Source organism: Streptomyces alboniger, assembly GCF_008704395.1.
Classification (GTDB): Bacteria; Actinomycetota; Actinomycetes; order Streptomycetales; family Streptomycetaceae; genus Streptomyces; species Streptomyces alboniger.
Map to the genome: position 1 here is coordinate 801333 of NZ_CP023695.1, position 22617 is coordinate 823949.

Annotated in this window: 15 protein-coding genes; 4 read left to right on the forward strand and 11 right to left on the reverse strand. The window is 72.3% G+C overall.

Annotated features, from left to right (window positions below; all coding sequences use genetic code 11):
• Positions 1-3 precede the first annotated feature (3 nt).
• The 11 genes from CP975_RS03285 to CP975_RS03335 form a co-directional block, all read right to left on the reverse strand.
• Entirely contained in the window at positions 4-1293 is a 1290-nt protein-coding gene (locus CP975_RS03285; protein ID WP_246201387.1) for an O-antigen ligase domain-containing protein, read from the reverse strand.
• A gap of 1 nt (position 1294) precedes the next feature.
• The gene (locus CP975_RS03290; RefSeq protein ID WP_055534905.1) at positions 1295-2818 is read right to left on the reverse strand and encodes a right-handed parallel beta-helix repeat-containing protein; all 1524 of its coding nucleotides are present in this window, start codon (positions 2816-2818) and stop codon (positions 1295-1297) included.
• A 9-nt stretch (positions 2819-2827) separates the two neighbouring features.
• Positions 2828-4777 (reverse strand): heparinase II/III family protein, encoded by a 1950-nt coding sequence (locus tag CP975_RS03295; protein ID WP_055534902.1) that lies wholly within the window; start codon positions 4775-4777, stop codon positions 2828-2830.
• The gene (locus tag CP975_RS03300; protein WP_055534900.1) at positions 4774-6975 is read right to left on the reverse strand and encodes a bi-domain-containing oxidoreductase; all 2202 of its coding nucleotides are present in this window, start codon (positions 6973-6975) and stop codon (positions 4774-4776) included. The genes CP975_RS03295 and CP975_RS03300 overlap by 4 nt, the downstream gene beginning before the upstream one ends.
• A 17-nt stretch (positions 6976-6992) precedes the next feature.
• Positions 6993-8927 carry an asparagine synthase (glutamine-hydrolyzing) gene (gene asnB / locus CP975_RS03305; RefSeq protein WP_055534898.1) on the reverse strand — a complete coding sequence of 645 codons (1935 nt, stop codon included), beginning with the start codon at positions 8925-8927 and terminating at the stop codon, positions 6993-6995.
• Positions 8928-8930: 3 nt separating this feature from the next.
• Positions 8931-10493 (reverse strand): Wzz/FepE/Etk N-terminal domain-containing protein, encoded by a 1563-nt coding sequence (locus CP975_RS03310; protein WP_055534889.1) that lies wholly within the window; start codon positions 10491-10493, stop codon positions 8931-8933.
• A complete protein-coding gene (locus CP975_RS03315) occupies positions 10490-11899 on the reverse strand; it encodes a Wzz/FepE/Etk N-terminal domain-containing protein (protein WP_055534887.1) in 1410 nt (469 codons plus the stop codon). Before CP975_RS03315 ends, CP975_RS03310 begins: the two co-directional genes overlap by 4 nt.
• A complete protein-coding gene (locus tag CP975_RS03320) occupies positions 11896-13176 on the reverse strand; it encodes a glycosyltransferase family 4 protein (RefSeq protein ID WP_055534885.1) in 1281 nt (426 codons plus the stop codon). The genes CP975_RS03315 and CP975_RS03320 overlap by 4 nt, the downstream gene beginning before the upstream one ends.
• A complete protein-coding gene (locus CP975_RS03325; protein WP_055534883.1) occupies positions 13166-14497 on the reverse strand; it encodes a nucleotide sugar dehydrogenase in 1332 nt (443 codons plus the stop codon). Before CP975_RS03325 ends, CP975_RS03320 begins: the two co-directional genes overlap by 11 nt.
• Positions 14498-14570: 73 nt before the next feature.
• On the reverse strand, positions 14571-16049 hold the full coding sequence (locus tag CP975_RS03330) for a sugar transferase (RefSeq protein WP_055534881.1): 1479 nt from the start codon (positions 16047-16049) through the stop codon (positions 14571-14573).
• 366 nt (positions 16050-16415) lie between these two features.
• Entirely contained in the window at positions 16416-16967 is a 552-nt protein-coding gene (locus CP975_RS03335; RefSeq protein WP_055534880.1) for a hypothetical protein, read from the reverse strand.
• Between the two features lie 157 nt (positions 16968-17124).
• On the opposite strand from CP975_RS03335, the gene CP975_RS36215 reads away from it, so the two are divergent.
• From CP975_RS36215 to CP975_RS03355, 4 genes are all read left to right on the forward strand, one after another.
• Complete coding sequence (locus tag CP975_RS36215; protein ID WP_150476560.1) at positions 17125-18741, forward strand: hypothetical protein; 1617 nt, start codon at positions 17125-17127, stop codon at positions 18739-18741.
• A gap of 45 nt (positions 18742-18786) precedes the next feature.
• On the forward strand, positions 18787-19536 hold the full coding sequence (locus CP975_RS03345; RefSeq protein WP_055535947.1) for a bestrophin-like domain: 750 nt from the start codon (positions 18787-18789) through the stop codon (positions 19534-19536).
• Between the two features lie 156 nt (positions 19537-19692).
• Complete coding sequence (locus tag CP975_RS03350) at positions 19693-21111, forward strand: lipase family protein (protein WP_150476561.1); 1419 nt, start codon at positions 19693-19695, stop codon at positions 21109-21111.
• A 40-nt stretch (positions 21112-21151) separates the two neighbouring features.
• The gene (locus tag CP975_RS03355) at positions 21152-22600 is read left to right on the forward strand and encodes a cytochrome P450 family protein (protein WP_055535945.1); all 1449 of its coding nucleotides are present in this window, start codon (positions 21152-21154) and stop codon (positions 22598-22600) included.
• Positions 22601-22617 lie beyond the last annotated feature (17 nt).

Below are 22617 nucleotides of genomic sequence, written 5' to 3' on the forward strand. Positions count from 1 at the left end.
ACGTCACCTCCGATCCTGGGCCCAGCGCGGGACATGTCTCCTGGGGGTTCTCGGCGTCGTGCGGGGCGCGGCCGCGGCGGGTGCCGCCAGCAGGGAGGCGGCCACGGCCAGATGCAGCAGATACGGGGAGGCGTCGCCGAGCCCGGCCTCGGTGTACGACGCGATCGCGCAGTAGCTGATCAGGAAGATCGCGCAGGCCCTCGCCAGCGACGGCGGCCGCAGCAGCGCGACGCCGCTCAGCACGAGGACGACCGCCGCCACGAGGGTGACGCCGGTCCAGCCCTGCTCGTGGTAGACGGCCAGCCAGCTGTTGTCGATCGGCAGCCCGCCGAACGACTTGTCGCCGAGACCCATGCCGAACAACTTCTCCGTGGTCGTCCGGGGCGCCGCCAGCAGCGCGTCCCACACCTTGGCCCGGCCGGTGAGGCTGGTGAGGTGCTCCTGGCTCTGCCCGCGCAGGAACCACGCCCGCAGCGCGGAGGCGAACCCCACCGCGGCCACCACGGCGCACAGCACCGCCCAGGTGAAGAACCGGCGGGCGACGGCACTGGTGAGCAGGAGCGAGCCGGTCGCCAGCGTCAGCCCGATGAGCAGGCCGAGCGTGGCCGTACGCGTGTGGGTCAGCGCCAGCAGGACGAGTGAGGGCACGATGATGACCGCCGCGCCGGCCCTGTCGGTCCTGCGGCCGAGGACGAGCAGCACGGTGAGCCCGATGATGACCGCGGCGTACTGTCCGATCTGCGGCGGGGTGAGCGGCCACAGCGCGCCGACGAGGCGACCGCCGTAGAGGTCGGGCATGGCCGCGCCCGGTGCGGCGAGCGCGCCGACGGCGACGGACCCGAGCACCGCGAAGTACATCCGGATGTGGTGCCGTACGAACGTCAGGCCGCCGTCCCACCAGCGGCTGAGCAGCCACAGCGTGCCGACGAAGAGAGCCAGCCGCGCGCAGCGGAACAGGGCGCCGAACCCGGACTCCAGGTTCGCGCTGGAGATCACGCTCGGCACCAGCAGGAGCGTGAGCAGCAGTACGAAGGCGCTGGGTCGCACGCGCAACCGGAGATTGACCGCGAGCGCCAGCGCGAACGCCGCCGCCAGCGCGCCCATGGTGACCATCTGGATGAGCGAGCGGGGCAGCGGGATGATGGTCCTCGCACCGGCGGAGCCGAGCGTGTTGAGGACCAGCAGACCCCAGACGGTACCGACGATCTTCGGCGTGTGGGTCGTGTGGGTCGTGTGGGCCGTGTGGCCCGTGTACTCCGTGTGGCCTGTGTACTCCGTGGAGTCCCGGCTCATCTCAACCACCGTCCCGTGCGCGGAAGGTGCTGCCCGCGTCCTGCCGGTACGGCGTGCCCTGCCACTGCCCGAAGTCGAGCACCCGGCTCGGGTCGTGGGCGACGAAGGTCCATGGCCCGAGGTAGACGTTGTCGTGCCAGCGGTTGTGCTGCTTGTGAGTGATCGCCTCGGCCACCCGCTCGCCCTTGTAGGGCGACCAGTCCGGGTAGGTGCCGTAGTTCGCGAGCACCGCCATGCGGTCGCACTTCACCGTGCACTTGACGACGGACTTGTCCAGCACGAAGCGGTTGTGGTGGATGTCCACCCGCTGGGTCTTCCACCGGCAGTCGGAGTAGAGGGGCGCGGTGGCGATCGCGGGCCGTTCGCAGCGGTCGTCGCGCCGCACCAGCAGCGTGCAGTCGCCGGTCGAGGTGTTGGCCGGACTGTTGCAGAACCGGTCGGCGTTCTCCCACAGGGTGATGCCGGACCAGTTGTTCTCCAGCACGTTCCGGTAGACCTCGATCTTGTCCGTGCGGGCCTTGACCCGTGGTTCGCCGCCGGACTCGGACAGGTAGACGGTCGCGAAGGGGAAGCTGTCGCCGCGCTCGGCGTACTTGCGGCCCTCGACCCAGTTGTTCCGCCGGATCGTGTTCTTCCGGATGACCGCGTTGTAGCTGGTCTCATACATCAGCGCGGCACCGTCGTTGGCCTCCAGCACGTTGTCCTCGATGCGGAAGTCGTTGTTGTTGGTGTCCGCCCACAGTCCGGCCCCGCGGTTGTCGTGCACCCAGTTGCCCCGGACGTCGGCGCCGTCGACGGCCCAGAACTTGATGCCTCCGGTGCAGCCGCAGCCCTTCCGCCGCCGCTCCCAGTCGCCGGTGTTGTTGCCCACGATCTCGTTGCCCTCGACCACGAGATCGCGGAGGGGTCCTTCGGCCTTGTAGGCGTTCATGCCGTACTGGCCGTTGGCGCGCAGGCAACTCGCGCGCACCCGCTGGCGGGCGCCGGCCATCAGCCCGGCACCGGAGTTGTGCTGGATCGTCGCGTGCTCGATCACCCACCCGTCGGCCGAGTCGTGGTTGACCACGCCCTCGTCCGGCGGCGCCACGAAACGCTGCACGGTCAGATGGCGGATGGTGACGTCGCGGGCATCGCCACCGAACGCGTACCGGTTGGATTTCCGGCCGTCGAGCACCGCGCCCGGCGCACCGAGATAGCGGTTCCCCTTCTTGGGGATGACCTGGGAGTAGCGGCCGGGTTCGAGCCGGTGCTTGCCCGGCCGGAGCCAGAACGTGGTGTTCCGGGGGTGGCGCCTGGTCTTCGCCGCCAGGTCACCGACCGTCGCGGGGTCGACCGTCACCGCGCCCGCCGGGGCCTTCGCCGGACCGGTCGCGGGGTTGGCGCACACCCGGGCCACGGGCCGGGCCCCGGACGTGGACGGCGCGCCCGTCGGTTCCGCCTCCGCGCCGGCACCGCTCGTACAGCCGGTCGCCAACAGGGCCGGCGCCGCCAGCGGCACCACCCAGTTCCGCCACTTGATCCCCACGCGTCCCCCCTAGCCGCGGAACCTGAGCACGGTGGTGAACCCCCGTGCTCCGTCGGCGAATCCGGTGCCGATGAGCGTGGTGGAGGGTTCCTTGCGGCCGAAGCCGGCGGAGTACCAGCCGAGCGGCGGATCGGTCTCGCCGCGATGCGCCCGCCAGCTCAGCTCCCCCGGCAGGTCCAGTACGGCGGAGCGCTCCTCGCCGTCCCGGGCCCAGGTGAGTACGGCCCGGTTTCCGCTCAGGTCCGCGGTGATCGCGGGCCCGAGGTGGAATGCCAGGCGCGCGGGACGCAGCGGGCCGCGCACCTCGTCGATCACCCGCAGTTCCTTGTCGGAGGCGGTCAGCTCCACCCTGCGGCGGTGCACGGAGCGCTGGTACCCGTCGTGTTCGGCGCACCAGCGGGCCACGTCCTCGTCGGCTGTGTCCGCGGCGAGGACGCGGGTGCGGGCGTGCCGGGTCCACAGGAACGGGCCGCCGGAGACGGACTGGTCGCCGCCGTCCAGTTGCAGGGTGTTGTGGGCGAGCGTCGAGCGGAAGTACTGCCGCCACAGGGGCTGCCCGTGGTAGCAGAACGTCCCCGGGTCGGCGAGCACGTCGACCCCGTCGTGCCGGACCTCCACGGACAGCGCGTCCGCGTGGGCGTGCGCGGCGATGGACAGAAAGCCGTGCGGGCCGCCGTCGCAGCGGCACCAGATCTCCTCGGGACCGCGCAGGATGGTCAGGCCCGCGTCGGCGAAGTGCGCCGGCCGGCTTGCCGGGCGGGTCACGGTTCCCTGCTGCGCGTACGGCCGGATGAGTGCGGCGAGCAGGGGGGTGCGCACATCGGTGCCGGTCACCGTCGGCCACCAGGAGAGCCGGCCGAACACGGCGTCCCCGGTGGCGAGGAGCGAGCCCCAGCGGTCGGTGCCCGCGCCGTCCACGACCAGGCCGTGTCCGTCGTCGGCGTCCCCCTGGCGCGGCGGCCGCAGCCGGTTGTCGACGACGGCCGCGAGCGCGTCGGTCATGCGCAGCAGCACCAGACGTACGGATCCGGGGACCGGTACGCCGGCGGCGTCGGCCTCGGCCACCGCGGCCAGGCCGAGTTCGAGGACGAGGCCGTGGTACTCGGTGGCCAGCTCGCGGTTGAGGCCGGAGCCGAAGGTGTTGCCGCGCAGGTGCCGCTCCAGCGACCGCAGCGCGTCGGCCCGCCAGCGCGCCGAGGAGGGGAACCATCCGAACGCGCAGGCCGCCGCGAACTGCCCGGCCGTCTCGGCGACGGCGTGGTTGTTCGCCGAGGAGCCCCGGCTGGGGAAGGCAGCGAGCCAGCGCTGGTGGTGCCAGATCTGGTTCAGCGCCACCGGGTTGTCCTCGAAGAGGCCGGGCGCGCCCGGCCAGCCGTCGAGCAGCCTGCGGATCCACACCCAGGACAGGAGACGGATCCCCAGCTCGATGCCGCTGATCCAGTGCACCCCGCGCAGCGGCGCGTTGGCCGCCCACCACAGCCGCAGGTGTTCGGCCACGCGTTCGGCGTACCGCTCGTCCCTGGTGAGCGCGTAGGCGGCGGCGAGCACGGTGAGGTACTGGTGCCGGGACAGCTCCCAGATCTGCTTGATGTCCCCGACGACCTCCTCGTCCCGGTACGGCACGTCGAAGGCGTAGCCCCACAGGGCGCGGCGCCCGGTCTTCGGGTCGTACCACCAGTCCGGGTCGGCCAGGTCGTCGCGGTCCACTCCGAAGTACGTGGCGTGCCCGGCCAGCAGCCGGTCAGCCTCGGCGACGAGCCGTTTCGCGGCGTCCGGTGGCACCGCGGCGAGCGTTCCGGCGGGCAGTACCGCGGTGAACAGGGCGCCGGTCGTGCTCGGGCAGTCGGGCGGCGCCGAACGCCACCGGCGCCTGCGCACCGCGTCCCCGATCCGGCCGCCGACCTCCCGGGGTGCCATCCGGGACAGCCGCCGCAGGTACCAGCCCGCGGTCATGGTCATCGCGCGCCCGCCAGCGTCACCGGGGCGCCGGCGACCAGGCCGGCCCGTACGGCGAGGGTGGCCGCCGTGGTGGCGGCCAGCGACGGAAGCGGTACCGGCATCGGCCCGCCGGTCCGCACGGCCTTGATGAACGCGGCCAGCTCGGCGGACTGGCCCTTGTCCCGGGCCTTGGGCAGTCGTGAACCGACCCACCGCCTGCGGCGGCCGTCGTACACGGCGGCGCGCACGAAGTCGTCGAGCCGCAGCACCTTGCCGTCCGCGATCAGATCCAGCGTCTCCTTGGGGAAGCCGGGCGGGCCGGTGGTGACGTAGGTGATGGTGGCGGTGGACCCGTCGGGGTAGCGCAGCACGACCTGGAGGTCTTCGTTGCCGGGCGCGGCGAGGGCGTACACCGAGACCGGGTCGGCCCCGAGCAGCCAGCTCGCCGTGTCGATGAAGTGCCCGCCCTCCCCGGCGAACCGCGAGCCCTCGGTGCCCTGTTGGAGGTACCAGCTGCCGTGCTGCAACCGGCCCGCGTTGACCAGGTAGCGCAGGCTCGCCGGGCCGGTCCGGGCGCCGAACCGCGCACGGGCCTCGTGCAGGAGCGGCGCGAAACGGCGGTTGAAGCCCACCTGGAGCCGGTCGTTGCCGGACTCCTCCACCGCCGCGAGCACCCCGGCCAGTTCGTCCTCGGTGAGGGCGAGGGGCTTCTCCACGAACACGGCCTTGTCGGCGAGGAGCGCTTTTCGGGTCAGTTCGGCGTGCGAGCTGTGGCGGGTGACCACGAACACGGCGTCGATGGCAGGGTCGCCGAGGACGGCGTCGAGGTCGGTGGTCGCCTCGGCGAAGCCGAACTTCCGCTTCGCGTTGGCCGCGGACAGCGCCGTCGTGGTGACGACGGTCGACAGCGTGACGCCGTCGCGCTGTGCCAGGTGGGGCAGCAGCATCGACGTGGCGTAGTTTCCCGCGCCGACGAACGCGACGCGCACCGGTGTCCTGGCGGCCCGGCCGGGGCTCCGCCGCACGTTCACGGCGGGCACGTTCACCGCGGGCACCGCCACGGCCGGGGCCGCCGCCTCCGCCGGCTGTTCGACGGGGCCAAGGTAGCGGAACAGGACGGCCACAGCCTTCAGTTCGCCGTCCTTCAGGCGCTGGTAGGTCTCGACGGCGGCGTCGAACTCGGCTACGTGGGAGACGAGGGGCTCCACGTCGACGCGGCCGCGGGCCAGGAGGTCGAGGAAGCACGCGAGGTTGCGGCGCTCGGTCCAGCGCACGTAGCCGATCGGGTAGTCCCGCCCCTCCAGCTCGTACTCCGGGTCGTAGCGGCCGGGGCCGTAGGAGCGGGAGAAGCGGACGTCCAGCTCCTTCTCGTAGTACGCGTTCCACGGCAGGTCCAGACGGCACTTGCCGATGTCGACGACCCTGCCTCGGTCCCGGCAGAGCCGGGCGGCCAGCTCCACGGGCTGGTTGCTGCCGCCGCCCGCGGCCAGGTACACCTGGTCCACGCCGTGGCCGCCGGTCAGTTCGGCGACGGCGGCCTCCACGGCGGCGGACGAGGGGTCGCCGCAGGCCGCGGCGCCCAGGCGCTCGGCCAGCTCGCAGCGCGCCGGGTCGGGGTCGGCCCCGACGACGCGGACGCCCGAGGCGGTGAGCAGTTGCGCCACCAGCTGGCCGATCAGGCCGAGGCCGATGACCAGCGCCACGTCGCCGAGCTGCGGCTCGCCGCGGCGGACGCCCTGCAACGCGATCGACCCGACGGTGCCGAAGGCCGCGTGCCGCGGAGCGAGGCCATCGGGCAGCTGGGCGTAGAGGTTCTTCGGCACCCAGTTCAGCTCGGCGTGCAGCGCGTGTTCGTTGCCGGCACACGCCACGAGGTCGCCGGCCTTCACGTCGTCGATCCCGGTGCCGACCTGCTCGACGACCCCGCACAGCGAGTAGCCCAGGGGCGTGTAGGAATCCAGCTTGCCCATCACCTTGCGGTAGGTGGCGGGCACTCCGTTGGTGGCCACGCTCTGCATGACCTTGGCCACCTGGTCCGGCCGGGAGCGGGCCTTGCCCACCATCGACATGCCGGCCTCGGACACCTTCATCAGCTCGGTCCCCGTGGATATCAGCGAGTAGACGCTGCGGACCAGTACACCGCCCGGCTTGCACCCCGGCACCGGCACGTCGAGCACCGCCAGCTCGCCGCTCTTGTAGTTCTGTACAACCTGCTTCACCCGAACTCCTCTGATTCCTAAGCCGTTAACCGAGTGCTCTGGCCGGACCCAGAGGTCGCGTCGCGATACCAGTACTCGAGGGTCAGCACATGCCACAGATGCTTGGAGAAGTCCCGCTGCCCGGCTGCGTCCTCGGCGACCATCCGCGCCAGCGCGTCGCGGCGCAGGATCCCGGAACCGACGAGCACACCGTCGTGCACCACCTCGCGCACCAGCGGTGCCAGGTCCCGGCTCATCCACGCCCGCAGCGGGGCGCTGAACAGGCCCTTGGGCCGGTACGCGATCTCCCGGGGCAGGATCGAGGTGGCCGCTTCCTTGAGGACCGCCTTGCCCTGCCGTCCGACGATCTTGCGGTCGCCGGGGACGGTGAACGCGGCCTCGACCACGTCGACGTCCACGTACGGCACCCGCACCTCGGTCGACGCCGCCATGCTGGAGCGGTCCGTGTAGGCGAGGTTCAGACCCGGCAGGAACATGCGGGCGTCGCCCAGGCACATGCGGTTGACGAAGTCGTCGAGGTCGTTGTCCTGGTAGATGTCGGCGTGCTCGGTCAGCACGTCCTGCACCGTCCCGGCCAGATCCGGATTGACCAGGGCGAGCAGTTCGTCCCGGTCGTACATGGTGTAGCTGCGGCGGAACGCGGTCTCCTCCGGCAGCTCGGCGAAGGAGAGGAACCGCTTGGCGAAGCGCACCGACCGGTAGCCCCGGCGGGAGGTGGCCACCGGCAGCCGGTCCACGCTCGCCGACAGGCCGCGCCGCAGGGGCCGCGGAATGCGCTGGTAGCGCAGGGCGAGCACATTGGCGAGGTGCTTGCGGTACCCGGCGAACAGCTCGTCGGCGCCCATTCCCGAGAGCATCACCTTGACCCCGGCCTCCCGTGCGGCCGAGCAGATCAGGTACGTGTTGATCGCGGCGGGGTCGCCGATGGGCTCGTCCAGGTGGTAGGTCATCCGCGGCAGCAGGTCGAGCACGTTCGGAGCGATCTCGATCTCGTGCAGGTCGACGCCGAACCGTTCGGCCACCTGCCGGGCATAGCGCAGATCGTCCGGCATCGCCTCGAACTTGGCGTCCTCGGCGCGGAATCCGATCGTGTAGGCGGAGATCCCGGGCCGGTGGCGGGCGGCCAGCGCGGTCAGCCAGCTGGAGTCGAGGCCACCGGACAGGAAGGTCGCCACGGGTACGTCGGAGAGCAGGTGGCGCCGGGTCGACTCCTCGACGACGGCGGCCACGTCCGGCCGCTCGCCCGCGCGGGCCCGCTCCTGGGCCTCGCCCGCGACGTCCTTGAGGTTCCAGTACCGGCCGCGTTCGATCCGCCCGTCGGGCCGGCACCGCAGCCAGCTCCCCGGCATCAGCTTCTCCGCTTCGCGGAACGCGCAGCGTGAGTCCGGCACCCAGTAGTAGAGCAGCGACGCCACCAGGGCGGCCTGGTCCACCTCCAGCGATCCGCCCGTCGCGGCGGCGAGCGCCTTGAGTTCGGAGGCGAACATCAGGCCCTCGCCACGCCGCAGCAGGAAGAGCGGCTTGATGCCGAGCTGGTCGCGGGCGAGCACCAGGTCACCGGTGCGCTCGTCGAAGATCCCGAACGCGAACATGCCGCGCAGCCGGGGCAGGCAGTCGGTGCCCCAGCGCCGCCAGGCCTCGAGGAGCACCTCGGTGTCGGAGGTACCGCGGAAGCGCACACCGGTGGCCGCCAGCTCGGCGCGCAGCTCGGGCGCGTTGTACAGCTCGCCGTTGTACGTGAGGGCGAGGCCGTCCGAGACCATCGGCTGGGCGCCGGTCTCGGACAGGTCGATGATGGACAGCCGGCGGTGCCCGAGGTGCACCTCGCCGTCACCGGTGGGGTGGCCGTAGCGGCCCGCTCCGTCCGGGCCTCGGTGGGCGAGGGTGTCGGTGAGCCGGTCGGTCACGGCCTTCCCGTCCGGCCACCGGTACGTGCCTGCGATGCCACACATGTCCTACCGCACCTCCTGGTCGCTGTACGGGGCCCGCGCGGCCGGCATCGAGGGCCGCTCCGTGCGCGACCGGCCCTCCCCCACTGCCTCGACGGCGTGGGAGATACCCCCACGGTTCTGTCGGGCCGGCCGCTCGTGCGGGCCGCGCGGCGCCGTGTGCGGTCCGTCCCACAGCGTGCCGTCGGTCGGGTCACGCGGATCGGGGTCGACCAGCACCACACCGATCACCGCGATGCCCTGGTCCGCGAGTTGGCGCGCCACGGTGTGCAGCCACGCGGCGTTGCCGTGCCCGGCACGCACGACGAGCACGGTCCGGCCGCCGAGGTGGTGGAGGTCGGTCCACGCCGTGCCGGGCGCGACCGAGCCGACGCCGAGCCGGCGCGTCTGCTGCGGCACGGCCGCGGCCTGCTCGCCGCTGACCACACTCGGCTCTCCTGGTTTCCGTCGGCCGGTGGCGAGCTGTGGGCCGGGCAGTCCATCGACGACGACCACCGGCCCCTGCGCCGCCAGTACCCTCGCGACATCGAGGGCGATCGCGCTCGTGGTGCGGGCGCAGCCCAGTTCCAGCAGCGACACCGGTTCCGCGGAGCCGCGCACGGTGCGGGCCAGGGTCGTGGTGAGCCGTTCCCGTGCCGTCCGGGTGCGTCGGCGCTGCCACGGCTCGGCCCAGCGGCGGGGTGCGCGGGGCAGCTCCGCGATGACCGAGGCTCCCAGGTTCACCGCGATCTCCCGGCGCAGCACGGGGCGGTCCGCCACCACCGTGCCGACCGCGGCCAGCACGAGCCCGAGGACGAGCCCGAGGACGAGCCCGATCGCGGCGTTGGTGCCGGCGGCCTTGGGCAGGGAGTGCCCCACCGCACGCGGGCCGTCGACGATCTGCGTACCGGCGATGAGCTTGGGCGTGCCGGTGCGTGCCTCGGCGGCGCGCTCGTCGAAATCGGCGATCCGTGAGTTGAGTTCGGCGCGGCGGGCGAAGAGCGTCTCGATGCTCGCCGAGGCTTTCGGGTCGGTGTCCGGTGAGCGGTCCCCGATCGCCTTGTTGACCTGGGCGAGTTCGTCCCGCATGCGGTCGCGCTGGTCGAGCAGGGCCTTGGCCTCGGCCTGCGCGGTCTCCCGCATCCGCCGTACGTGGTCCGCGACGAACGCGTCGGCCAGGGCCTTGGCGCGGGCCACCGCTTGGGTGTCGCTGTCACCGGTCACATCGATCTGCAACAGGTTGTTGGTCAAGCCGGTGCCCCGGTAGTCCCGCATGAAGTCTTCCGGTTCTTCCGGTGAGCCGAGGGACCGCAGGGCCTTGCCGGCGATCCGTGTGGTCCCCAGCAGCTCGACGTCGGTGCGGATGAGCGTTCCGGTGTCGTTGGGCTGGTCGTCCTGGTGCACGACCAGCACCTTGGCCACCGCGCTCGGCCGCGGTGGCAGCAGGACCGCCACCGCCGCGCCGATCAGCATGCCCAGCACCGCCATGAGGCACCACAGGCGGCGGCGCCTGCGTACGGCCACCACCAGTGCCTGGAGGTCGAGGAGCGGAACGGCCGTGGGCGGCTCGGACGTCGTACTCGTCGTCACGCTGAGCCTCCCGTCGCGTGGCCGTGGCCCGCGAGCGCCGGGGTGGCGTTCTTCGGAGGGTGGTCGGCGGTTCGTGGCGGCCGGGTACGGACCGTGGTGGCGACGACGACGCCGACGACCTCGTGTCCGGCGTCCGCGCACGCCTCGGCGACGCCGGTGAGTTCCCCCGTGGTGCAGTGGCCCGCGCTGAGCACGATCAGGGCTCCGGACTCGCTGTCGCGGTCCGGCACGATCGGCCGGGACACCGGAACCTCCACCACGCGCAGCGTGGGACAGCCCTTGCTCGAAGAGCTTCTGGAAGAGCTAGGGGCCGGGTCTCTCCCGGCCTCGGCCACGAGCTGCCCGGCGGCCCGGCGGGCGATCGCGTCGCTGTCCGGGACGACCACCAGCAGCCGCCGGGGGGCGGGCAGTTGGTCGCGGAGGCGAGCACACACCCGCCGGTAGCGGACGCGCGTGGCGGCCTCGTCGGCGTACCTCTGCGGGGTGGGGGTGTCCCACCGGGTGTCGAGGCCGAGGAGCCTGCGCGTCCAGGCCCGGGGGCCGCGGCCCCCGGGCCGGTGGGTGTGCCGTTCAACGGGGACGTCGACCGTGCCGAGGAGCGCCGCGCCCAGGGCCGCCGCGATCTCCGGTTCGGTGCGCGGCCGGCGGTTCACGCGTGCGGCGGCGAGGTGGCCGATGACCGCGAGCAGGAAGAACAGCAGCGCTCCGCCGCCGATGAGCTGCGTCCTGGTGGGCGGCGCCTCGCCGGTCGGCCGGGCCGCCGGCCCCATGACGACCATGCCGGCCTGGTCGGCCGCGGGGTCGGCCTGGTCCAGCTTCTTCATGGCCTCCTCCAGCGCGGTGCGCAGCTTTTCGAGCGAGGTGCGCGCCTGCACGCTCTCCACCGTCCGCCCCGGGTCTGCCGCCTCCGCCAGGTCGGTGATGCGGCGGTTGGTCTCCCTCACCTGCTGCCGCAGCGCGTCGGGCCCCGAAGCCGCCTCGGGGTCGGTGCCGCCGCCCGCGACGCGCGTCGCGAACGCGACGAACTGCTGGGCCAGCCGGTCGGCGAGCCGCTGCGCGCGCTCGGGGGTCTCGGCCGTGCCCGAGATCTTGATGATGTTCCCGTCGGCGGCCTCGGCGCTCACCCGGTCCCGCAACTCCTCGGCGCTGACGTCCCGCCAGCCGAGCGTGGCGGCCGTGCGGTCGACCACGGCCGAACTGGCCGCGATCTCCGCCTGGGTCAGCAGCTCGCGCTCCTCCCACTGCCCCGGCAGCAGGACCGACGCCGACGCCGTGTACCGCGGCGGGAAGAGCACGGAGGTGCCGTAGCCGACGAGCGCGCCCACCACGGCGAGGACGGCGAGCAGCCGCCAGCGCCGACGGAGCATCCGCCCGATCGTGACCAGGCGTATCGGATCGTCGCTCAAGAGCGCGGCCTCCTCCCCCGCCGGGCCGACACGCGCGCCGCCACCGGAGCGCGGTCACGGCAGGCAGCGGCGTAGGCGGCGAGCAGCGACGCCTGCGAGTTGCGCCAGGAGAGCTGCCCGCTGATCCGCTCCTGGCCGATCTTCCCCATCCGGGCCCGCTTCTGTGGATCGTCGAGGAGCTGCGCGATGAGTTCCGCGAACGCGGCCTCGTCGTTGGCGGGCGCGTAGAGGGCGGCATCCCCGGCGGAGACGCGTGCCTCCCGGAGGTCGAACGAGACGATCGGGCGGCCCATCGCCATGTACTCAAGGACTTTGTTCATGGTCGACACGTCGTTGAGGGGGTTGCGCGGGTCGGGAGAGAGGCACACGTCCGCGGTGGACAGGTAGCGCACCAGGTCGGCGTCCGGGACGCGCCCGGTGAACTGCACCTGCTCATCGAGTCCGAGCCGCCGGGCCAGCCGCACCATCGCGTCGAAGGCGTCACCGGCGCCGACGAACACCGCGTGCCAGTCGGTCCGGCCGAGTTCGTCGCGCAGCTTCGCGAGGGACCGCAAGGCGTAGTCGACGCCGTCCTGGGGTCCCATGACGCCGAGGTAGCACAGCAGATGGGGCTTGCCGCGCTTCAAGTCCGTTTCGGGCGGCACCGGTTGGAACCGGTCGGTCGCGGGCGCGCTGCGCACCACGAAGACGTCGTCCGGTCGTCGGCCGCCACGGCGCACCGCGACGTCCCGGTAGCTCTCGTTCGTGGCGAGCACGACGTCCGCGGCCCGATAGGTCAGCCGTTCCAGCGCGCACACGCCGCGGTAGAGCAGATCCTCACCGCGGTCGAAACGGGAGAGGTACAGCTCCGGTACCAGGTCGTGCTGGTCGAAGACGAACCGCGCGCCGCGCCGCTTCAGCCACAGCGCGGGCAGGAACAGCAGGTCGGGCGGGTTGCAGGCGTGGACCACGTCGACCGGTCCGACCTTGCGGGCCAGCCGGGCCGTGTGCCACAACGCCGATCCGTACTCCCGCACATAGCCGGCCGGACCTCCGGTGGCCGCGCGCAGCGGGTAGCGGTGGATCCGCACCCCGTCGATCTCCGCCTCCGGTTCCGTGTCGCGCGTACTCCCTCGGGGGCAGATGACGTGCACCTCCCAGCCCGCGTCGCGCAGCGTCGTGCACTCCTGCCACACGCGCCGGTCGAACGGCACGGACAGGTTCTCCACCAGGATCAGCGCGCGTCGGCCGGGCCCGTCGCCGCCGGATATGTCGTCGAGCGATATGTCACCAAGCAAGGCCCATGTACCCCGGTTCGGTTCGGCGCGCGTCGGCGTCGGGAAGGTGGATGAGGTCGATGAGCACCGGGCCGTCCCCGCCGTGGGGGAGGGCCGACAGCACGGCCGGGTCCCTGGTGCCGACCAGGCACACCTCGGCGTGGTCGAGCACCTCGTCGACGGAGTCCGCGAGCAGCTGTGCCAGATGTGGCAGCCGGGTCTCGATGTACTCGCGGTTCGCGCCGAGGAGCCGGGAGAGGCTCACGTTGGCGTCGTAGATCTTCAGGTCGTACCCCTTGCCGAAGAGCCGCTCCGCCAGCTCCACGAGCGGGCTCTCGCGAAGGTCGTCGGTGCCGGGTTTGAAGGACAGGCCCAACAGGCCCGCCCGTCGCTTGCCGGTGCGCTCGACCAGCTCCACCGCGCGTTGCAGATGTGCGGAGTTGGAGGGCAGCACGTGGGAGAGGATGGGCACCGAGACGTCGGCCCGCTGCGCGGCGTGGACGAGGCTGCGCAGGTCCTTGGGCAGGCAGGAGCCGCCGAAGGCGAAGCCGGGCCGTAGGTAGGCGGGGCTGATGTTGAGCTTGCGGTCGGCGAGGAACACGTCGATCACCTGGTGCGAGTCCACCCCGAGCGCGTGGCACACCGCGCCCAGCTCGTTGGCGAAGCCGATCTTGAGGCCGTGGAACGCGTTGTCCGCGTACTTGATCGCCTCGGCCGTCGGGACCGGCACCCGGAACACCTCGCCGGGCAGGCCGTCGTACAGCGCCGCCACCGCGTCGCCGCTGGCGGGGTCGAACTCGCCGATGACGGTCTTCGGCGGATCGAAGAAGTCCCGCACGCTGGTGCCCTCGCGTAGGAACTCGGGGTTGACCGCGATCCCGAAGTCCACCCCGGCCGTGCCGCCGACGTGTTTCTCCAGGATCGGGACCAGCAGGTTCAGGCAGGTGCCCGGCAGCATGGTGCTGCGGAACACGATGGTCTGACGTCCGTCGCCGCGCTGACGGCGATCCGCCAGTACGGCGCCGATCTCCTCGGTGACCCGCTCCAGGTACGTGGTGCACAGGCTGCCGTTGGGCTCCGACGGCGTGCCCACGCAGACCAGCGTCACCTCGCTGTCCATGATCGCCTCGCGGACGTCGGCGGTGGCGCGCAGCGCCCCGGTCCGCACGACCTCGGCGATGAGTTCACCGATCCGCTCCTCGACCACCGGGGCCTTGCCGTCGTTGACCAGGTCGACCTTGACCTGGTTCACGTCCACCCCGATGACCTCGTGGCCCATGCTGGCCAGGCACGCGGCCGACACGCAGCCCACATATCCGAGCCCTAGGACACTGACCCTCATAGTGCGTTCCTCCCCCCGGGCAGGCCCTTGTGGCCTGGCCTCCGCGCGCCGACCGGGCGACGCTCCCCGCGCATCAGTAGGCCCCCTGCCCCTGGAGCACCGCACGCAGCGTCTTCCACAAGATCACTGTGTCCAGGGCGAGCGACCAGTCCTCCACGTACCGCAGGTCGAGCCGGACCGCTTCCTCCCACGGCAGGTCGCTGCGCCCGCTGATCTGCCACAGGCCGGTGAGCCCGGGCTTGACGAGGAGCCGCCGCCGGATGTCCGGGCCGTACGCGGCGGACTCCTCCGGTAACGGCGGCCGCGGGCCGACGAGCGACATCGATCCGCCGAGTACGTTGAAGAGCTGCGGGAGTTCGTCGATCGAGTACCGGCGCAGCACCGCTCCCACCCGGGTCACCCGCGGGTCGCGGCGGAGCTTGAACAGCAGGCCGGCGCCTTCGTTGCGGTCGGTGAGTGCGGCGCGCGCCCCGTGGGCACCGGCGACCATGGTGCGGAACTTGAAGATGGTGAACTCCCGGCCGTCCTTGCCCACTCTGCGCTGGCGGTAGAGCGCCCCGCCCCGGCTGTCCAGCAGCACGAGCAGTCCTACGAGCACCATCAGCGGCGCGAACAGGATCAGCAGGATCGCGGCGCCCAGCCGGTCGACGACCCCCTTGACCACCCGGCGGCCCCCGCTGAAGGTCGGCATGCTGACCCGCAGCAGCGGTATCCCGAGCACCGCGTCGACGTGCAGCCGCGGTCCCGCCACCTCCATGAGGACGGGGGCCACGACCATCTCGGCATCGCTGCCTTCGAGGTTCCAGGCCAGCCGCTGCAACCGGTCCGGTGACCAGTGCGGGTCCGGTGTGACCGCGACGACGCGGTAGCCGTCACGGCGGACGTGGCCCGCGACGTCCGCCAGCCGGCCGACGACCGGTACTCCCTCCAGTTGGTCACCGTCGGGCCCGCGACCGTCCGTCGTGCACACCGCGTCCACCCGCCAGCCGAGGTGGGGGAATCTGCGGGCCCTGCTGATCAGGTCGCGCACGGTGGCCGGGCTGCCCGCGGCGAGAACCGGACGCAGACACCGTCCTTCTTTACGCTGTTTGTGCAGCCAAAGGCGCAGCAGATACCGCGCGGTCATGGTGACGAGCGCGAGCGCGGGAATCGCGACGAAGATCCATAACTTGATATTGCGTGAGGTGAGGGCGATCCCGCCGAGTGCGAGCACGACGGCCGCCGTGAACAGTGAGCGTCCCAGACGGCGGAATTCCTCCGCACCTTGGCCGAGAACAGCCGGGGCCCACGCCCGGCTCACCGCGAGCGCCGCCAGCACAAGGAGTTCGGTGCCGAAAGCGAGAATGACCCATTTCTCATGCCAATTGGCCGCGTCCCGGGCCCCGAAGAAGTTGCCGATAGCCGCCACGACGACAGTGGTGGTCACTGTATCGCTGGTGATGACGGTACGGCGGTAGCGCTGCTCCCAGTCGATCGCGGACTGGCTGATTGCCCCGTTCGTCAGACGTGCGCTTGCCGACGGAAACGGGTCGACTAATTCCCCCTGCTGCACGGGACCCCCCAGGTCACCAGTGGTTCGACGTGTTCGCCTCACACTGTTTCTCCCCCGGGAGACCCCGCCTCCCGAGCCGCGCTGTTCCTCCCCCCGAGAGGCCCCCGCCTCTCGAATACCATCCGGCTGTTTCATCGCCGTGACGGCATAAGAATCCCTCGAAATGCGTCGCCTCGCGTCCAGACCTGTCCAGACCTGTGAAGCACGGTCAATCTAGACCATCGGGGCCCGTCTGAAGAGGGGATGTGTGCAACTTGTGCTCAACCTTTGAAGCCCGCCCCATCGACCGGTGACCTGCCGCGTGTGTCCGGCCCACCAGGAAATGCCTTGTGACCTGTGATGACGGACGTTGTCCGGGGAATTCGATCACCGCTCCGCATGCCACCTCTCGGCCTTGGCGAGATACGGCCCGCTCACGTCGTCGGAGCCCGCGACGAGAGCGAGCCAGCGCAGTTCGTCGCAGGCGAAGAAGGACTCGCCCCAGGTGTCCACCCAGATCCGGGTCGTGCCGTCGTCCGCCGAGTGCGTCAGGTCCCACCACGCCCAACCCCGGGTCCCGGAGCCGGGGTCGAACTCGTAGAGCCAGGCCTGGAGTTCCCAGGAACCTCCCCGGATCTCCGCGGCGTAGCGCTCCCTGCCCCGCCGGGTGAACTCCGGTGCCTCTGCGGGCCGGGGACCGCTCACGGCGGTGAACCACTCGGGGACGGAGCCGACGGGCAGGTCGGCGTCGTCGAAGTTCTCGGAGAGAGCCAACCCGAGCACGGCGTCGAGCACGTTCCGAAGGCGGGCCGCGTACGCCTCGGCGGGCCCCGTCGGGGCGACGTCGAACCAGCACAGCACCGGGGGTGCGTCCTGGGCCGCGGGACGCCGGGCGACGCGGCGTTTCTCCTGCTCGATGTCCTCGGTCCCGTGCATCATGCGGACGCGGTTCCTCTCGTCCCTGGGCTTCGCGCGACGTCACAGGCTACGTACCGCACCAGCCCACCGAGGGCCATGGGAGTGATAATCACACCGCAACGGGGCGAGGGGGCGCGTTCCGGCCGCCGGGAAGGTGAGCGTCGTCGAGCATGGCGGCATGCGTACCCGCAGGAAGAAGGAGCGCGTGTGGCTTCTTCACCTCTCCGCACTGCTGATTCTGGTCTGCGCCGTGGCCGTACCCGGTGGAGGGCGCGCGACAGCGGACGGCGCGGGAACCGGCGGCCTGGCGCTGCAAGTGCACGTCAACTCCCGGCCGGGAACCGGGGCGCTACAGCCCGGCATCCGGGTCGGGGACCCCGTACACAAGGTCTACCGCCTGATCAATCGCACCGGGGCCGACCTCTATCACGTCCGGGTGAGCGACCCGACCCTCCCCCGCGGGACGACCGTTGACTGCGCGGGCCGCGACACGGTGGCGATGCTGCGCGGGCTCAGCTCGACCACGTGCGCGGCCGAGACACGGGCCCTTCCCGGGGTGCACGCGGGAGACGTCACCGCCGTCGGCGCGATCCCCTCCCTGAACATGCAGTCCCGAGCCCGCGCCCGGTCCGGGTACCGCGGGGTCGGGGGCGCCCTGGCCCTCGCCGAGACGGTGAGCGTCACCCAGCAGCTCGGCGTCATCCAGTACGTCGTCACCAACCGGGGGGACCTGGCGGTTCACGACGTCCGTGTCAGCGACGCACTGCCGCTGGTGAAGGCCATCGACTGCGGGGGCGGCCGTCCCGTCGTGCCGCAGATCGCCCCCGGGCGCTCCGCGGCCTGCCGTTCCGGCGTCCAGGCCGCGCCGGGCACCTATGTGAGCAGGGGCCTCGCCGAGGCCGGCGACCGCACCGCGACGCTGGGGCGCACCGGTGCGCTGGTCCCTCCTCCGCCTCTCACGGCACGCTCCTCCGCGCAGTTCACCCTGCCGGCCCCTCGGGTCCAGCCCCCGCCCCCGCCTCCTCCACCGCCTCCGCCTCCGCCTCCGCCCAGGGCCCAGGCCGGGCAGCGGGGTGCCCCTGCTCCCCCGCCGCCCAGAGCCACGGCCCGACGGAGAGTCGCCCCCGCACCCCCGCCCGCGCGGCCTGTTCCCCCTCCGGGGGCGTCCGCGCCCGGGGTCTCCCCCGTCCCCCTCATCCTCATCGCCCCGCTCACACCACCGCCCCTCCTGCGGCTGCCGGGCGGCGCGACGGCCGGTGCTCCGGTCGCGGGCGAAGCGGCCCCGCCACCGCTCCCGGCCGGCGCGGCCCCACCCCCTCTCCCGGCAGGCGCGGTCCCGCCCGCGGTCTCACCACCTCTTCCAGCCGGGGCGGCGGCCCCACCTGCCCTCCCGCCCGGAGCGGCCCCGCCACCCCTCGCCGCGGGGGCGGCCCCGGTGCCTCCCGGAGCCGGCGTAGCGCCGCCACCTCCCGTGGCCGGGATCGCCCCGCCGCCCCCCGTGGCCGGGATTGTTCCGCTGCCTCCCGGCGCCGGGGTGGCCCCGCCGCCCCTCGTGGCAGGAGCGGCCCCGCCGCCCTTCGTGGCGGGCGTCGCCCCGCCACCACCCCTCCTGGACCCGGACACCTCCCGGGTGACGCCGGTACAGCCACGACAGGCCGGCCAAGATGTACCGATCATGGACCACCTCTATCGTCCGGGACATGGCCCCACCGGGACCGGCCTGCTGGCCATCCTGTTCCTCGTCGTGCTGCCGGCCGTCCTGGCGGCGATCCTTCTCGGCACTCGCCTGAAGTGATCCGAGAGCGCCCCTCCAGCCGCCCCGGCCGCAGAAAGGGAATCGATGACGGAAACGATCGGGCTGGTCCTGGGCATGTCCCTGCTGGCCGCCGCGGGCGTCCTCCTGCGCCACCGCTACTGGCCCAACGACGACGACTGCGAACCGCGCGAGGACGTCGCCGAGTACATCGCGATGATGGTCGGCGTGCTGTACGCGCTGCTGCTCGGGCTCTCCCTGGTGTCGGTCTGGGAGAGCCGGTCCAGCGCGGAGGAGCACGTACAGATCGAGGCGGGCGCGGCCCACGAGATCTACCAGCTCGCCGACAGCCTGCCCGCGGCCGAGGCCCTGCGCCTGCGCGACAGCGTGACGCGGTACGTACGGCACACGATGCGCGTCGAACTGCCGGCCCTGGCGGAGGGGCACCCCCCGGCCCAGGAGGGCTGGCACCTGCTGCGGAACGTGCGGAGCGCCAACCAGGTGTCCCCCGACGCCAAGCCCATCGAACAGGCGACCGCTCAAGAGGTGCTGGCCCAGCTCCTGGTCCTGGACGACGCGCGTCGGGGACGGGAGGCGGACGCACGTGACGGCCTGTCGCCGGTTCTCTGGTTCGGCCTCCTGAGCGGAGGACTGCTCACCATCGCGTTCATGTTCATGTTCGGCATCCAGCGCAGCGCCAGCCATGTCGTCATGGTGATGGGCCTCACCGGTCTGATCACCCTGACCGTGCTGCTCATCTACCAACTCGACCAGCCGTTCGAGGGCCCCATGGCGGTCGACTCGTCGGCATTCGCCAGGTACTTCCCCGGGACCTAGCGGACACGTCCCTCCCGCGCCGCCCCTCCCGCACCGTCTCCCGCACTCCGTGCTGCACCCGAACGGCCGCAGCAGCCCTGCCCTTCGGCGCTCCGCCGGATGTACTACGGAAAGGACCCGCCGAGGTCCCCGGGACTCTGGAGCGAGGTGGGCACGATGACGGCCGAGACGGCGGACGGGATCGCTGAGCAGGCACCGGTCGGCGCCCCGTACGCCCCCGCGGCCACTCGGCGCACCGACCCCGGCCTGCTGATGGAGGCGTCCGTACTGCTGGCGGACGCCGCCCTGGCCGCGCGCAGGTCCGGGGCGGAGCTGACCGCCGCCTGCTCCAGCTGGCGGTTCGGGCTACGAGCCGTACGCCACCCCATGTGGGGGCTCGGCACCGCGCTGGCGGTGGGGCGTGCCGTGACGAACTCAGCGGGGCTCGGGTTCGCCGTCAACGGCGGCCCGGTCGGCGAGGTCGTGCGGTCCATGGCCACCGTCGCCCGGCGCAAGGCGGCCCCGGTGACGATGGCGGTCGACGCCTTCACCCTGCGCATCGAGGCCGCCACCGGCGAGCATCCCAACCTGGCCGTCCCGCTCGCCAAGCGACTCACCGACGCCGTCGTGGCCGGTCGCCGAGTAGAAGCGCTGTGTGCCGCACGGGAGTTGGTGAAACTGCTCGGTGTCACCCGCACACTCACCACGCTCAGCCCCGTCATCATGGAGCTGCTCGCGCTCCTCGCGCTCCTCGACGAGAACCCGACCAACGACAGCTTCGCCTGGGTGACCCTGGCCGGCGGCATGCCCACCACCGAGCCCCTCCTGGGGCTGCCCCGCGGGCTGCTCCAGCGCTTCAACCAGGGCACGGGGCAGGCCGAACGCGCCGAGCCCGACGCCCTGCTCCGCCGGGTCCTGGCCCGCTCGGGCAACGACATCGTCCGCTACATCGACGACATCTCGGCGCTCGGCAACCACGGCCTCGCGCTGCTGCGCCGCATCCACTGCGCGGACGGCGCGGAACGGTACGTCCTGCTGCTGCCGGGCACCAGCTTCGGACGCCTCAGGAACCGCGGCCCGCAGGATCTCATCGGGGCGTTCGACGGGTTGCTGCGCACAGACACCACGTACACGCGTTCCATCAAACACCTCTTCGTGCGCGCGGGGGTGCCCGAGGGTGCCGAGATGATGATCGTCGGGCACAGCCTCGGTGGCATCACCGCCATGAACTTGGCGTCCGATCTGGACTTCGTGTCCACGTACCGGCTCACTCACGTGCTCACCGTCGGGTCGCCCATCGACGCCAAGCGGGCGGTCGATCCCACCGTCCGCGTGGTCAGTCTCGTGAACAAATACGACGTCATCCCGGGCCTCGACGGGCGCGGACCGGCCTCGGCCATCGACATCCCCGCGGACTGGCTCGAACTGACATGGGTGGACGAGACGTACGACTACCCCTTGTCGCACTCGCCCCAGGCGTACGCCAACACGCTGCGCGGTGGCCGACTGCCGTACCGCACGCAGGTGAACGCGCTGATCACCACGTACGACGGAGAGATCGTCGGCAACCAGCCCTATCTGCTGCTGGACAGGTGACCCCCGCCATGACCCGCACTCGCTTCCCGGGAGGCCGGCGATGAACGCCAGCGACATCACGACCGTGCTCCGTCGGCCCACGACGGCCTGGCCTCTGGAGAACGCCCTGGTCAGTGCGGCCATGGCCGCCCAGCGCATCTCGTGGATCGACGCCCCGGCCCGAGCACTGGGCCTCAAGGTGTTCACCCGGCGGTATCTGACGCGTCAGGTCCTCGCTCAGCTGCGGCGTACCGCGCGCGGCCGGCCGATCCTGCTGCGCACGGCGTTCGGCACCTTCTTGACCCCGCTGAACGCCGAGGACGCCCGGAGCCTGATCGGCGCCGCCGAGGAGGCCGGTGCCCGCGGCGCCGTCACCGGTCTGACCTCCCACGGCCGCCGGCTTCGGCTCTCGGCTCACACCCCGCTGCCCGTCGCACTCGCGTCCCTGAGCGCGCGGGTGCGGACGGTCGCCGCCGAGGAGGCCCTGGAGATCCTCGCCGTGCGGGGCGCCAACTCCGCCCTGGACCGCGCCGACTGGTGTGCCGTCACCCGGCGTCTCGCACGGCGCGTCGTGCTCGGTGACGTGGCGGGCGACGACACCCTCGTCAACGACATCCTCGAAGCGACGCTGCATGCCGCGGACACCACCGAGTACGCCGCTCGCGTCGCCGCGCTGCTCCGCCGCCTCGGTCCGTACGTCCATGATCCGGCCCCCGACTCGGTGGCCGCGGCGGTCCCCGACGACGGTTCGAGGGACGGCGTGGTCGAGCACGTCCTGGAGACCGTCACCCGGGCGCTCACCGACACGGTGCCCCAGGCTCTGGCCCTCGCGTCGGTCCGTCCCACCGCGCCCGCCATCGACCGGGGCGAGCAGGCCGTGGGGGCGGCGCTGCGCCACTACCCGCCCCTGTCCGCCACGGTGCACGAGGTCCGCGCCCCGTTCCGGTGGCGCGGCACGGGCGTCGACGCGGGCACCGAGATCCTGTACGCGACCGCCTGGCTGCGCGACCTGGACCCCGCGCGGGGGCACGGTGACGACGCCCCGTCGGCGTCGCTGTGCGCGGCTCCCGAACCCTGCGCCGCGGCCGAACTGGCCGTGCTGGCCGCCTGTGAACTCACCCGCGCCCTGCTGCGGCACGCCGAACCCGTCGTGCTCTCCCCCCAGGTCGAGCGTGACGCGCTGCCCGCGGATCTCCACGCGGACTCCCTCGACCTCGCTCTCACGGACGTCCACCCGCACATGACCATGGCCGACGGAACGTTCACCCCCGGCGCGGGCGCCGCCGCTCCGGTCGGGGGACGCGGGAGTGCCCGCCACGCCGCCCTCGCCTCCGACAGCGCCCGCCGCCTCGAGGAGCACGCCCGACAGCTCGCCGACTGCGCGCGGCAGCCCGGCTGGAACCAGGACGCCTTCGGGGAGAAGTGCCGGATGACGCTGCTGGCCCATGCCGAACGCTGCGCCCGGGCGGCCGCGGACGTGAGCCGCGCCGCGCAGTGGTTCGCGAGGTGAGCCTCGGCCCCCTCGGG

What these genes read in the sequence shown, in the direction of transcription:
- CP975_RS03285 (WP_246201387.1), bottom strand. Translation starts at nt 1,293, where the DNA reads ATGAGCCGGGACTCCACGGAGTACACAGGCCACACGGAGTACACGGGC.
- CP975_RS03355 (WP_055535945.1), top strand. Translation starts at nt 21,152, where the DNA reads ATGAACGCCAGCGACATCACGACCGTGCTCCGTCGGCCCACGACGGCC.
- CP975_RS03325 (WP_055534883.1), bottom strand. Translation starts at nt 14,497, where the DNA reads ATGAGGGTCAGTGTCCTAGGGCTCGGATATGTGGGCTGCGTGTCGGCC.
- CP975_RS03335 (WP_055534880.1), bottom strand. Translation starts at nt 16,967, where the DNA reads ATGATGCACGGGACCGAGGACATCGAGCAGGAGAAACGCCGCGTCGCC.
- CP975_RS03345 (WP_055535947.1), top strand. Translation starts at nt 18,787, where the DNA reads ATGACGGAAACGATCGGGCTGGTCCTGGGCATGTCCCTGCTGGCCGCC.
- asnB (WP_055534898.1), bottom strand. Translation starts at nt 8,927, where the DNA reads ATGTGTGGCATCGCAGGCACGTACCGGTGGCCGGACGGGAAGGCCGTG.
- CP975_RS03295 (WP_055534902.1), bottom strand. Translation starts at nt 4,777, where the DNA reads ATGACCATGACCGCGGGCTGGTACCTGCGGCGGCTGTCCCGGATGGCA.
- CP975_RS36215 (WP_150476560.1), top strand. Translation starts at nt 17,125, where the DNA reads ATGCGTACCCGCAGGAAGAAGGAGCGCGTGTGGCTTCTTCACCTCTCC.
- CP975_RS03350 (WP_150476561.1), top strand. Translation starts at nt 19,693, where the DNA reads ATGACGGCCGAGACGGCGGACGGGATCGCTGAGCAGGCACCGGTCGGC.